Annotated in this window: 13 protein-coding genes; 5 read left to right on the forward strand and 8 right to left on the reverse strand. The window is 62.7% G+C overall.

What is annotated here, in order from left to right; translation table 11 throughout:
• Nucleotides 1-5: 5 nt before the first annotated feature.
• The 4 genes from AC1DEK_RS21100 to hda all read right to left on the reverse strand — a co-directional run bounded on the left by AC1DEK_RS21100 (nt 6) and on the right by hda (nt 3,497).
• A complete protein-coding gene (locus AC1DEK_RS21100) occupies nt 6-650 on the reverse strand; it encodes a DUF47 domain-containing protein (RefSeq protein ID WP_478127234.1) in 645 nt (214 codons plus the stop codon).
• 94 nt (nt 651-744) lie between these two features.
• Nucleotides 745-1,203, reverse strand: a complete 459-nt coding sequence (folK, locus tag AC1DEK_RS21105) for a 2-amino-4-hydroxy-6-hydroxymethyldihydropteridine diphosphokinase (RefSeq protein WP_478127235.1) — start codon at nt 1,201-1,203, stop codon at nt 745-747.
• On the reverse strand, nt 1,200-2,780 hold the full coding sequence (gene pcnB / locus AC1DEK_RS21110) for a polynucleotide adenylyltransferase PcnB (RefSeq protein ID WP_478127236.1): 1,581 nt from the start codon (nt 2,778-2,780) through the stop codon (nt 1,200-1,202). The genes folK and pcnB overlap by 4 nt, the downstream gene beginning before the upstream one ends.
• Nucleotides 2,781-2,810: 30 nt before the next feature.
• A complete protein-coding gene (gene hda / locus AC1DEK_RS21115; protein ID WP_478127237.1) occupies nt 2,811-3,497 on the reverse strand; it encodes a DnaA regulatory inactivator Hda in 687 nt (228 codons plus the stop codon).
• A 273-nt stretch (nt 3,498-3,770) separates the two neighbouring features.
• Between hda and purM the strand changes: the two genes are divergently transcribed.
• Both purM and AC1DEK_RS21125 read left to right on the forward strand, forming a co-directional pair.
• Nucleotides 3,771-4,811 (forward strand): phosphoribosylformylglycinamidine cyclo-ligase, encoded by a 1,041-nt coding sequence (purM, locus tag AC1DEK_RS21120; RefSeq protein WP_478127238.1) that lies wholly within the window; start codon nt 3,771-3,773, stop codon nt 4,809-4,811.
• Nucleotides 4,812-4,825: 14 nt separating this feature from the next.
• The gene (locus AC1DEK_RS21125; protein ID WP_478127239.1) at nt 4,826-5,884 is read left to right on the forward strand and encodes an AI-2E family transporter; all 1,059 of its coding nucleotides are present in this window, start codon (nt 4,826-4,828) and stop codon (nt 5,882-5,884) included.
• Nucleotides 5,885-5,921: 37 nt separating this feature from the next.
• On the opposite strand, the gene AC1DEK_RS21130 is transcribed toward AC1DEK_RS21125, so the two are convergent.
• The 3 genes from AC1DEK_RS21130 to murJ are packed head-to-tail and all read right to left on the reverse strand — an operon-like array spanning nt 5,922 to nt 8,802.
• Complete coding sequence (locus AC1DEK_RS21130; RefSeq protein WP_478127240.1) at nt 5,922-6,341, reverse strand: bleomycin resistance protein; 420 nt, start codon at nt 6,339-6,341, stop codon at nt 5,922-5,924.
• Complete coding sequence (locus AC1DEK_RS21135) at nt 6,341-7,192, reverse strand: SirB1 family protein (RefSeq protein WP_478127241.1); 852 nt, start codon at nt 7,190-7,192, stop codon at nt 6,341-6,343. The genes AC1DEK_RS21130 and AC1DEK_RS21135 overlap by 1 nt, the downstream gene beginning before the upstream one ends.
• Before the next feature lie 44 nt (nt 7,193-7,236).
• Nucleotides 7,237-8,802 carry a murein biosynthesis integral membrane protein MurJ gene (gene murJ / locus AC1DEK_RS21140; RefSeq protein ID WP_478127242.1) on the reverse strand — a complete coding sequence of 522 codons (1,566 nt, stop codon included), beginning with the start codon at nt 8,800-8,802 and terminating at the stop codon, nt 7,237-7,239.
• Nucleotides 8,803-8,919: 117 nt separating this feature from the next.
• Here murJ and rpsT point away from each other — a divergent pair, with 117 nt between their 5' ends.
• Nucleotides 8,920-9,234, forward strand: a complete 315-nt coding sequence (gene rpsT, locus AC1DEK_RS21145; protein WP_478100514.1) for a 30S ribosomal protein S20 — start codon at nt 8,920-8,922, stop codon at nt 9,232-9,234.
• A gap of 120 nt (nt 9,235-9,354) precedes the next feature.
• Here the strand turns inward: rpsT and AC1DEK_RS21150 are convergent, their stop codons facing one another.
• Complete coding sequence (locus AC1DEK_RS21150) at nt 9,355-9,705, reverse strand: DUF3579 domain-containing protein (protein ID WP_478127243.1); 351 nt, start codon at nt 9,703-9,705, stop codon at nt 9,355-9,357.
• Nucleotides 9,706-9,868: 163 nt separating this feature from the next.
• On the opposite strand from AC1DEK_RS21150, the gene AC1DEK_RS21155 reads away from it, so the two are divergent.
• On the forward strand, nt 9,869-11,074 hold the full coding sequence (locus tag AC1DEK_RS21155) for an acetylornithine/succinylornithine family transaminase (RefSeq protein WP_478127244.1): 1,206 nt from the start codon (nt 9,869-9,871) through the stop codon (nt 11,072-11,074).
• Nucleotides 11,071-11,997, forward strand: coding sequence for an ornithine carbamoyltransferase (gene argF, locus AC1DEK_RS21160; RefSeq protein ID WP_478127245.1), 927 nt, complete (start codon nt 11,071-11,073; stop codon nt 11,995-11,997). Before AC1DEK_RS21155 ends, argF begins: the two co-directional genes overlap by 4 nt.
• The last annotated feature ends 34 nt before the right edge of the window (nt 11,998-12,031 follow it).

Raw genomic sequence — 12,031 nt, forward strand, 5'->3', positions numbered from 1 at the left:
CGATCTCAGGAATTCTCGAGGACGATGCCCTCGATCACGTTGGCGACGTCTTCGCACTTGTCTGTGATCGTCTCGAGCAATTCGTAGATGGCCTTCAGCTTGATGACCTCGCGCACATCCGGTTCTTCGCGGAAGAGTTTGCTCATTGCGCTGCGCATCACCCGATCCGCATCCGATTCCAGCCGATCGATTTCCTCGCAGGTCTTGAGTGTGGCTTCGGCTGTGGCTGGGTCGGTGATCTTGCCCAGGAACTTGACTGCGTCCTTCACCCTTTCGCAGCATTTGACGCTCAATGCGGTGAGACGGGTAATCTCTTCCGTCATGTGGCGCACGTCGTAGAGCGCCATGGTCTCAGCGGAATCCTGTATCAGGTCCGCCACATCGTCCATCGTGTTGATCAGCTTATGGATCTGCTCGCGGTCGATCGGCGTGATGAAGGTCTTGTGAATCAGCCGGTTGACGTCGTGGGTCACGCGGTCGGCGGCGCGCTCAGCGTTGTCGACGTCACGGTTGTACTGCTCGCGCAGGTGCAGATCGTTGTAGTTTGCTACCAGCTGCTCGAAGGCACGCGCCGCTTCGACGATGCGATCGGCGTGTTGGTTGAACATCTCGAAGAAATTCCCCTCGCGGGGCAGCAGCTTGCCGAACATGGCGGTCTCCTGGGTTCGCGCCGTCACAGCATATGCGCGTGACGCCATCGTGAAAAATCCGCGCAAGTGTAATGGGCAGGGCTGACGCCGACGGTCAGAGGCGTTCTATCCGCTGATCAGCCACCCGCTGGATCTGGGCTCTTGTGACTTGGTCCGGCGCGATTTCCGCCAGGGGCAGGAGGACGAATGCACGCTCTGCCATGCGCGGATGAGGAAGGGTGAGCGTTGCGGTGTTCATGACGGTCTCACCGTGACGCAAGAGATCGAGGTCGAGGGTCCGCGGCGCGTTCTGGTAGGGGCGTTCGCGTCCGGCACGGGTTTCGAGCCGATGGAGTTCGTCCAACAGGGCGTGCGGTTCCAGGCCTGTATCCAGTTCAACGACTGCATTGATGAAGTCTGGGCCGCCTGCGTCGACGGGTTCGCTCCGGTAGAGCGACGAGCGCGCAGTCACCCGCGTTTCGGGCAATTCGTCCAGGTCTGACGCTGCGCGCAACACGGCGGCCCGCGCATCGCCGAGATTGGCGCCGATCGCGACGTAGGCGCGGACGGTCATTCGGCGGCTGCGCTCGCTGCTTCGCCGCCGCTGCGCGGCTTGCGCCGACGCCGGCGCTTTCGCGGCTCCGTAGCAATTTCGCCATCGGGCGGGAGCGCGGAGTCGGCTTCGGCAGCCGGCAATGCCGCCTGATGCCCGGAGGAGCCACTGGCGGGAGTGCGCGCCGGGATGCGCTGTCGGGCCTTCTTCTGCTGTTCGTCTCGGACCTGATCCATCAAGTCCTGCCGCCGCACGTCGTCGGCGGTGCTGAATTCCTGCCACCATTCGGCGATCGCCTCCCCCACTTCGCCGACGTCCGCGCGCAGTCGCATGAAATCGAAGGCTGCTCGGAATCGCGCTTGTTCCACCAAGCTGTATGGCGTGGCGCCGATGCGCTTGTCGAACCGAGGCTGCATCATCCAGATCTCGCGCATGTCGGCCGCGAGTTTGCCGCGGCCGGAGACGTCGCCGATGCGTGCATTGAAGACGTCGTCGATCGCGTCCTGCAAGGCAGGAAACGGCGCTTGCGGCCGCTGACCGTGTTGGCCCTGCTGGCGCTGCGCCCATCCGTCACGCACATCGGCCCACAGCACGCACGCGAGCAGGAAACTCGGCGCCACGGGTTTGCCTTCGCCCACGCGGCGATCCGTGTCCTGCAAGGCGGCTTTGACGAACGGCTGGTCGGCGCGTTCGACGACGATGTCGAGCAAAGGGTAGATGCCTGTCGAGAGGCCGAGCGCACGCAGTTGCGCGATGGTCGCGACCGCATGGCCCGTCTGCAGCAGCTTGAGCATTTCGTCGAACAGCCGGCTTTGCGGCACGTCCGCGAGAAGGCGGCTCGACTCGATCAGGGGCGCGGCGGTCTTGGGTTCGAGCTTGAAACCGAGAGCAGCCAGCTTGGCCGAGAACCGGATTGCACGAATGATGCGCACCGGGTCTTCGCGGTAGCGCGTGATCGGATCGCCGATCATGCGCAGCGTGAGCTTCTTGGCGTCGCGGATGCCGTTGTGATAGTCGACGACGATCTGGCTGGCCGGGTCGTAATACATCGCGTTGACGGTGAAGTCGCGTCGCGCAGCGTCTTCTTCCTGCGGGCCCCACACGTTGTCGCGCAAGACGCGGCCGCTGGCGTCGACAGCGTGCTTCATTCCGGCGAGTTCGCCCTTGCTGGTGCGCTCGTTGCCGGCGACCTGCTCGGCGCCCGTGCTGTCCATGTATGCGCGGAATGTGGAGACTTCGATCACCTCGTGCTCGCGTCCGCGTCCGTACACCACGTGGACGATGCGAAACCGCCGCCCGATGATGAAGGCGCGACGGAACAGGCTCTTGACCTGCTCCGGCGTTGCGTTGGTTGCAACGTCGAAGTCCTTCGGCCGCAAACCAAGCAGCAGGTCGCGAACCGCCCCGCCCACCACGTAAGCCTCGAAGCCTGCGCCCTGGAGTGTGGTGACGACGTTCTTGGCCCGCTCATCGACCAAGGCCGGATCGATGCCGTGCACCGAGGCGGCAACCTCCTGGCGCTTGCCGAAACGAGCCTTGCCGTTGGATGAGCCGCCGCCGGACTTGCCGAGGAGTTTGTCGATGAATTTCTTGATCATTGGAAGGAAGGTTTCGGCGCGCGATGCGCCTCATTCATTTTCGAGCATCGACCGAATCAGCGGGATCGTGATCGCGCGCTGCGTTTGCAGGGCGTAGCCGTCGAGCTGTGTGAGCAGTTCCATCAGGCTCCCGAGGTCACGACTGAAGCGATGCAGCATGTAGTCGAGGACTTCGTCGGAAAGCATCACGCCACGGCTGTCAGCGGCCTGCCGCAGCACCGCGCGACGCTCGGTCTCGCTCAGGACCTGCAAGTGGAACACATGGCCCCAGCCGAGTCGCGTACGCAGATCCTCGCGCAACGGGAGGTCGGCCGGCGGCACCGCACCTGCGGCCACCACCCCGCGCTGCAGGCTCTGAGCATTGACGAACCAGTTGAAGGCCACATGCTGTTGCACAGCGGTATAGAGATGCACGTCGTCCAACACCACCGCACCCCAGCGCTCGTCGAACTCAGGAGGATCGGTCACGCCGGGATGCAGCCAACCGGCGCTTGCACCCTGGTTCTTGAGGGCTGCCCGGACGGCTTCGAGCAAGTGCGTCTTGCCGCTTCCACTGTCGCCCCAGAGATAGGTCGGCACAGGCGAATGGACCGTCGGCACTTGCGCGTCACCCACCCACAGCTTCAAGTGCCGCAACGCCGGTTCGTTCGGTCCAGCGAAGAAACCGTCCAGTGTCGGGCCGGTTGCAATGCCGATGTCGAGCGCGAGTTGCTTCATGCCGCGACTGCAGCGAGCGGTTGAGGTGACGCGAAGGACACGAAAAAAAGATTCATAAGTCAGGGCAGCGCGCCGCGCGACTGCCGGGAGACGTTTTGCCCTTTTCCGATAGGGACGGCGCAAATACACGGAGAGACGGAATGACCAGCCCGGAAGATGGCCAATGAGCACCCTTAAAATCGTCGCGAATTCTATCGGCCCGCCCGCATCGCTTGCCGGCGTCATTGTCCTCCTCTTCCTTCCGCCTTCCCTTCCTCAGCCCGGCCTCCGCCCATGAATCCCAACTCCTCCACCCCGCTCAGCTACAAGGATGCAGGCGTCGACATCGACGCTGGCGACGCGTTGGTCGACCGCATCAAGCCGCTCGCCAGGAAGACGATGCGCGAGGGCGTGCTGGCAGGAATCGGGGGTTTTGGCGCCCTCTTCGAAGTGCCCAAGCGCTACAAGGAACCCGTGCTCGTGAGCGGCACCGACGGTGTGGGCACCAAGCTCAAGCTCGCCTTCGAATGGAACATGCATGACACGGTCGGCATCGACCTCGTGGCCATGAGCGTCAATGACGTGCTGGTGCAAGGTGCCGAGCCCCTTTTCTTTCTCGATTATTTCGCCTGCGGCAAGCTGGACGTCGACACGGCGGCGGCAGTTGTCGGAGGGATTGCACGCGGCTGTGAACTCAGCGGCTGCGCCCTCATCGGGGGAGAGACGGCTGAAATGCCCGGCATGTACCCGGCTGGCGAGTACGATCTGGCCGGATTTGCCGTCGGCGCGGTCGAGAAGTCGCTGATCCTCACCGGCCAAAACGTGAAGCTTGGTGACGTGGTACTGGGGCTCGCCTCGGCAGGCGTGCATTCCAATGGCTTCAGCCTGGTGCGCAAGGTCATCGAACGCGCTGGCGACGCTCTGCCCGCCACGCTCGATGGAAGGCCGTTCCGCGAGGCTGTGATGGCGCCTACCCACCTCTACGTGAAGCCTGTGCTGGCGGCACTCGCGAAACACCCAATTAAGGCGCTGGCGCACATCACGGGTGGAGGCCTGCTGGAGAACATTCCGCGCGTGCTGCCCGATGGCACAGCCGCTCACCTCCGCAAGGGGAGCTGGCCGCAGACCGAACTCTTTGCCTGGTTGCAGAAGATCGCAGGCATCGACGACGTTGAAATGAACCGCACCTTCAACAACGGGATCGGCATGGTGGTCGTGATCGACGCTGCCAACGCTGCCGCCTGCGCGGCGACGCTGCGCGCGGAAGGCGAGACCGTGCACGAAATCGGCGTGATCGCCGAGCGCGGTTCCGGCGCGGCCGTCGTCGTCGGCTGAGCAGCCTGCGACGCGTGATCGAGCCCACTGCCGCCCCGTCGCGTGCGCTGATCGCGGCCAGCTACCTGCTGATCGCCGGGGCTTTGCTGCTCGTCATGTGGCAGGGACTCCTGCCTGGTCTGCTGTGCGTCTGCATCGGGTTCCTTGCCACGCGATGGATCGCGCGTGTGCTGTACGCGAGCCTTCGGAGATCGCGAAAATTGAGCGCGAACGATCCCGCCTGGGCCGTGACGCCGCCGTTTCCGAGGATTGCCGCAGCGACAGCGGTGATGCTTGCGCCGATCGGCCTGCTCACGCTCGGGTTCGCCGAAGCTCGCGAGTTCGTGCTGAATGCGCCACAGCAGTATCAAGAGTTGCTCGACTTCGTTGCCCGCACCGTGCTGGAACTCCGGCTCAAGCTTCCCCCCGAAATGGCCGTCTATCTGCCCGAAGGCGCCGTGGAGGTGCAGCGCATCATTGCCGGCTATCTGCGTACCCAGGCCGGATCGCTCGCGCTGACCGGCCGTGCCTGGCTGGGCGGTTTGCTGTTCGCGTATGTTGGCCTGATCGTTGGCGCATTGGCCGCCATCGCCAATCAGACTCCGTCGAAGCGGCCGCTGGCGCGCCAGCTCAGACTCCGCATCATTCTGTTCGGCGAGGCCTTTGGGCAAATCGTGGCCGCGCAGTTCTGGATCGCGGCCTTCAACACCTTCCTGACGGCCATTTTTTTGCTGTTCCTGCTGCCGCTTTGGGAAATGCAGCTGCCCTACACGCCCGCACTCGTCACCTTGACCTTTGTTGCAGGCCTGGTGCCTATCGTCGGCAATCTCATCTGCAATACCGTCATCACGCTGGTGGGGCTTTCGGTTTCACCCATCGTGGCGCTGGCATGCCTCGCATTTCTGATCCTCATCCACAAGGCTGAATACCTGATCAATGCGAAGGTGGTTGGAAGCCGCACGCAGATGGCAGTCTGGGAATTGCTCGCCGTCATGTTCGTGGCGGAAGCGGTATTTGGCCCCGCCGGTCTGGTGGCTGCGCCGCTCTTCTATGCCTATCTGAAGAAAGAGCTGAAGGTGGCGGGGCTGGTATAGCCTGACGCGAACCTTTGCCCCCTTGCATTTCAGCGGATCAGAGATAGCCGCAGAACCGCAAGACATGGCCGTCAGGCTCGCGGATCGCAAATTCGCGCAAACCCCAGGGCTGGGATGTCGGCGGCTCCAGCACGACCACACCGCGCCGCACATACGCGGCGTGCAGTCCATCGATGTCGCGCCCCACGTGAATCACGATTTCGCCACGCCATGGCATGACATCGCGTCCGCTGCATTGCCAAAGGCGGATGTACACCGGATCGCCGTAAGTTCGATCACCCTTCTTCACTCGGGCGTAGCTTGGCGGCTCGCCGGCAATGAAATCAAGTTCGAAGCCAAGCACGTCTCGAAAATAGCGCGCCGCCCGCGCGGCGTCCGCCACCGGAAGCACCGGTTGAACGCCATGGAATTCATGCAGCGTGCCGAGGTCGGCGGCCACGGGCGGTGTCGATTCCATCAGTTCTCCGCGCGACGCAGTGCAGCGACACGTTCGGCGATGGCATCGATATCGAGCGCATCTTCGGCGTGCGCGAGATACGTCTCCAGATCGCGCACTGCCAGCGCGTGATTGCCTTGTTCGGCATGCGCGAGGCCGCGGTCGCGATGCTCGGCCCACGCCTCCGGAAGCAGCGCGATCAGCCGATCCTGCACGGCAATCGCGCGCTGCCAGTCTTCCTGGGCATGATGGATCTCCTTAAGGTTCCGCAGCATGCGTCCGATGATTTCTCGCGGCGTTGCCGGCTGGAGATAAAGGCCCAGCGGCACGTCGAAGTCGCCGACGAGGCCGTTGCTCCGCTTGTAAGGCTCGAGGCGCTCGCTCAGTTCTTCGCGGGAAAGTGATTTTCCCGTGAAGGGATCGATGACGACCTGACCTTTGGGCAAGGTGACCTTCAGCATGAAATGGCCGGGAAAGCCGACTCCCCGCGCCTGGAGGCCAAGGCCGTGCGCCAATTCCATCCAGAGGACCGCCAGCGATATCGGAATACCGCGCCGAGTCCGCAAGACAGCATTGAGATAGCTGTTGTCAGGGTCGTAGTAGTCGTTGACGTTGCCGCCGAAATTCAGGTCGTGAAAAAAGAACTGGTTGAGCGCCCGCAATCGGTGCAGCGGCGCCGCATCGGCTGGCAGGCGCCGCTTGAGACGCGCCAGGAGTTGATCGACGTCGCCGAGGACTTGCTGAACGTCGAGTTCTGGGTATTCGTCCTGCGCAAGGCTCGCCGCTGCCTCGAGCAGTGGAAATTCCTCATCGCTCCGGACGAGCGAATCGAAATATTCGAGCGCCGTGGGCGCCGAGAAGCTGAACGTCATGTGTCTTTGTAGAGGAGCGCGGGGGGACCGTCAAGGCGTGCCGTTCAATGGCGGATAAAACTCCGCAGCTTGAGACCGACCGCTGCTAAAACTGCGAAATAAAGAGCGGCAGCGCCCGCGATCAACGCCGCGAGAAGCCCGATTCGCTGCAGACGCTCCGCCCGCATGGCGATCCAGTCGAAGTGCTGCGCACCCCAGATCAGGAGGACCGAGAGCACAGCGGTGCCGATGACCACCTGCAGCAGGAACTTGCCCCAGCCGGGCTCAGGCTTGTAGCTGCCCCGCCGGATTAATCCGATCAGCAGCCACATCGCGTTGACGAGTGCGCCGATGCCGATCGTGAGTGTGAGCGCCGCGTGCTGCAGGAGCGGCACCAGTACGAAGTTCAGCGCCTGAGTCAGCACCAGCACACCGACTGCGATCAACATGGGCGTGCGCATGTCGTGCTTGGCGTAATAGCCGGGCGCGAGAACCTTGATCGCCACCAAGCCGATCAGCCCGACGCCATAGCCCATGAGCGCGGCCGTGGTGCGCTGCACGTCGGTTTCGCTGAAAGCGCCGTTGTGAAAGAGGACGGCAACCAGCGGCTGCGAAAAAACCAGCAGCGCCAGCGCACAGGGGGCCGAAAGCAAAACCACGAGGCGAAGGCCCCAGTCCAGCATGGACGAATAGCGCGCGTCGTCCTTGGCAGCGCGAGCGCCGGCGAGTTGCGGCATGAGCACGACGCCCAAAGCGACGCCCAGCATGGCAGTGGGAAACTCCATCAGCCGATCGGCGTTGGTGACCCAAGTGACGCTACCGGTCGCGAGGTGGGAGGCGATCTGGGTATTGATGAGCAATGAGATCTGCGCGACGCTCACGCCGATCAGCGCGGGCAGCATCAGCTTAGTGATTTTGCGTGTGGTCGGGTCATTCCATGCAGCACGGACCGCACTGGCGCTAGCGCCGATTCGCGGCATCATGCCGAGCCCGCGCAAGGCGGGCACCTGGAGTGCCAGTTGCAGCGCGCCTCCGACCATCACGCCGATGCATTGCGCGTAGATCGGCTCTATGCCGATCCGCCTGAACCACGGCGCGCCGACCACGATCGACAGTATCAGCGCCACGTTCAACAGGACGGGCGAGGCCGCTGGCACGGCGAACTTCCGCCAAGTGTTGAGTACGCCACCGGCCAATGCGACCAGCGACATGAAGCCGATGTACGGGAACATCCACCGCGTCATGACGACTGCGGCATCGAAGCCGTTTGCAGTTTGTTTGAGCCCGCTGGCCATCGCCCACACCATCACGGGTGCCGCGACCACGCCGAGCAGGCACACAATGACAAGGGTCCAGGCCAGCAGCGTCGCCACGTGGTCGATCAGATTTTTGGCGCCCTCGTCGCCGTGCTCGGTCTTGCACGCCGCAAGAACCGGCACGAAGGCTTGGCTGAAGGCCCCCTCCCCAAATACCCTGCGAAACAGATTGGGGATGCGGAAAGCGACGTAGAAGGCGTCGGTCATGGCGCTGACGCCGAATACCGAGGTCATCAGGACGTCTCGGATGAGGCCTGTCACTCGGGAAGCGAGGGTCAGCAGCGAGACGGTGGAGGCGGATTTGAAAAGGGACACGAGGCGGAAGTGTATGTGCCCACGCGCGTTCTCTGAATGGAATAGGACGAGTCTCAGCCGCTCGCCTATAATGGAAGGCTTTGCTGCATCATCCCCAGACACTCAAGGAATATCACCGTGGCATCTACCAAGCCCAAGAAAAAGAACCCGCGCCTTGCGTCGGGCCGTAAACGCGTCCGCCAGGACGTCAAGCTCAACGCTGCGAACACTTCGCTGCGTTCCAAATACCGCACCGCTGTGAAGAATGTCGAAAAGGCCGTCCTGGCCGGCGACAAGACCAAGGCAGCGGAACTCTTCGCGAAGGCCCAGAGCGTTGTCGACACCGTCGCCGACAAGGGCATCTTCCACAAGAACAAGGCCGCTCGCGACAAGAGCCGCCTCGCGGCCAAGGTCAAGAACCTGGCTCTCGCCCCTGAAAAGGCCGCCGCCTGACGTTTTCAGGCAAACAGCCCGGACTGGTTCGCTGGTCCGCCGTTTGATCGGGGTGCGCTGCAGCAAAGTAAAAAAACCGCCTTCGGGCGGTTTTTTCATGGGCGGTTCATTCTCGAACGTCTACTTCTTCTCGGCTGGCGCTGGCCTTGCAATGGCCTCAGGCAAAGCATCCGGCACGAGGCACGCTTCGGCAACCTGAAGGTTGTTGTCCCGTGCGAAATTCAGGCAGAAGTCCCAAGCCATGGGTTCAGCGTCACGCAGTGCGCGATTGACCACGACGCACTTCACACCATTGATGACGGTCGGCACGCACCACGGCGAATAGGTGAGATGGCTTCCAGGTTGCGGACCGCCCGGCCGAAACGAGCACATCACGCCCGCCAGGCGTTCCGCCCAGTCACTCGGGCGAAACGTCCGGCCATCTTGAGTGATGCCCTGGATGAAAACTTCTTTGGCGTTGGGAGAAACCATCGGGTTGGCGGGAGTGAATGCACAGGCTCTGCTGCGCCGCACAACGATTCTATCCGGGGGTCCCCCGAGTGACACGCGCAAGGGAATTGCTGTGATGCGCAATCCTCACTGAAGCCATCAAACCGCACGCCTAGAATTCGCGTTCCCTTTTCCGGAGATACGCATGAGCGCCACCGCCGCCCCCTCCTCGCCCCATGTCATGAACACCTATGGCCGCCTGCCGATCGCTTTGTCGCACGGCCAAGGATGCCGAGTGTGGGACACCGAAGGGCGTGCGTATCTCGACGGCCTTGGGGGCATTGCGGTCAACACGCTGGGTCACAACCATCCTGAGCTGGTGCCAGCACTTCAGGACCAGATCTCGAAGCTGATCCACAGTTCCAACTATTACTACGTCCCCGGCCAGGAACAACTTGCGGCCAAGCTGACGGAGCTCTCGGGGCTCACCAACGCGTTTTTTTGCTCGACCGGCCTCGAGGCCAACGAGGCCGCGCTCAAGCTGGCGCGCAAGTTCGGGCACGACAAAGGCATCGAACGTCCTGAAATCGTCGTTTACGAGGCCGCCTTCCATGGCCGCAGCATCGCGACGCTGTCCGCCACCGGCAATCCGAAGGTGCAAAAAGGCTTCGGGCCACTGGTCGAGGGCTTCATTCGTGTTCCGCTCAATGACATCGATGCGCTCAAGAAGGCCACGGAGGGCAATCCGAACGTCGTGGCGGTGTTTTTCGAAACCATCCAGGGCGAAGGCGGTATTCATCCCATGCGTTGGGAATACCTGCGCCAGGTTCGCCAGCTTTGCGATGAGCGCGACTGGCTAATGATGATCGACGAAGTGCAGTGCGGAATGGGGCGCACGGGCAAGTGGTTCGCCCACCAATGGGCTGGCATCAAGCCTGACGTGATGCCGCTAGCCAAAGGGCTGGGCTCAGGGGTGCCGATCGGCGCCGTCGTCGCGGGCCCGCGCGCCGCTCACATCTTCGGTCCTGGCAACCACGGCACGACGTTCGGTGGCAACCCGCTTGCGATGCGTGCCGGGGTCGAGACGATCCGCATCATGGAAGAGCACAAACTTCTGGAAAACGCTGCCAAAGTCGGCGCGCACCTGAAGGCGGCGCTTGAACGGGAATTGGGCGCTGTACCTGGCGTGACGGAGATCCGCGGTCAAGGGCTGATGCTGGGCATCGAGCTCGACAGGCCCTGTGGCGTCATTCTCAACCGCGCGTGCGAAGCCGGTCTGCTTTTGAGCGTCACGGCTGACAACGTGATTCGTCTCGTGCCGCCGCTGATTCTCAGCGTGGCCGAAGCGGACGAGATCGTTGCGATTCTGGCGCCGCTGGTCAAAACCTTTCTCGGGGAGCCTCACCCATGAGCTACCAGGCCATCATCAAGCATTACCTGCAGTTTTCGGATTTCACTGCGCAAGACTACGAGTACGTGCTTGCGCGTGCCGCGCTGATCAAGAAGAAGTTCAAGGCCTACGAAAAGCATCAGCCGCTCGTCGATCGGACGATGGCCATGATCTTCGAGAAGGCGTCGACCCGCACGCGGGTCAGCTTCGAAGCGGGCATGTACCAGTTGGGCGGCAGCGTGGTGCACCTCACCACGGGCGACAGCCAGTTGGGCCGCGCCGAACCCATCGAGGACAGCGCCAAGGTCATCAGCCGCATGGTCGACCTGGTGATGATCCGAACCTTCGAGCAAACCAAGCTCGAAGCTTTCGCCGCGCACTCGCGCGTGCCGGTGATCAATGGCCTGACCAACGAGTTCCATCCGTGCCAGATCCTGGCCGACATTTTCACTTTCATCGAGCATCGCGGCTCCATTGCGGGCAAAACGGTGGCGTGGGTGGGCGACGGCAACAACATGGCCAATACGTGGCTGCAGGCCAGTGAAATCCTGGGCTTCACGGTCCACGTGAGCACGCCGAGCGGCTATGAAGTCGACCAATCGATCGCGGGCATTCGGTCCTCCGACAGCTACAAGGTTTTCACGGATCCGATGGAAGCCTGCCGCGGCGCGGACTTGGTGACCACCGACGTGTGGACCAGCATGGGCTACGAGGCCGAAAACGAGGCACGTCGCGCCGCCTTTGCCGACTGGTGCGTGGACTCGGAAATGATGCGCGTGGCACAAGCGGACGCCCTGTTCATGCACTGCCTGCCGGCACACCGCGGCGAAGAAGTCGAAGCCGATGTGATCGACGGTCCGCAATCCGTCGTCTGGGAAGAGGCTGAGAACCGCATGCACGTGCAGAAGGCCTTGATGGAATACCTCCTGCTCGGCCGGGTGTAGCTTCCCAGGTTGCCTGGTGTTGCAAATAACCGAC

It is taken from the genome of Variovorax sp. 10N420 (genome assembly GCF_056394705.1).

Coding starts and splice junctions, on each gene's coding strand:
- purM (WP_478127238.1), top strand. CDS start 3,771: ATGAATCCCAACTCCTCCACCCCGCTCAGCTACAAGGATGCAGGCGTC.
- pcnB (WP_478127236.1), bottom strand. CDS start 2,780: ATGATCAAGAAATTCATCGACAAACTCCTCGGCAAGTCCGGCGGCGGC.
- folK (WP_478127235.1), bottom strand. CDS start 1,203: ATGACCGTCCGCGCCTACGTCGCGATCGGCGCCAATCTCGGCGATGCG.
- argF (WP_478127245.1), top strand. CDS start 11,071: ATGAGCTACCAGGCCATCATCAAGCATTACCTGCAGTTTTCGGATTTC.
- AC1DEK_RS21130 (WP_478127240.1), bottom strand. CDS start 6,341: ATGGAATCGACACCGCCCGTGGCCGCCGACCTCGGCACGCTGCATGAA.
- AC1DEK_RS21155 (WP_478127244.1), top strand. CDS start 9,869: ATGAGCGCCACCGCCGCCCCCTCCTCGCCCCATGTCATGAACACCTAT.
- AC1DEK_RS21135 (WP_478127241.1), bottom strand. CDS start 7,192: ATGACGTTCAGCTTCTCGGCGCCCACGGCGCTCGAATATTTCGATTCG.
- AC1DEK_RS21150 (WP_478127243.1), bottom strand. CDS start 9,705: ATGGTTTCTCCCAACGCCAAAGAAGTTTTCATCCAGGGCATCACTCAA.
- AC1DEK_RS21100 (WP_478127234.1), bottom strand. CDS start 650: ATGTTCGGCAAGCTGCTGCCCCGCGAGGGGAATTTCTTCGAGATGTTC.
- hda (WP_478127237.1), bottom strand. CDS start 3,497: ATGAAGCAACTCGCGCTCGACATCGGCATTGCAACCGGCCCGACACTG.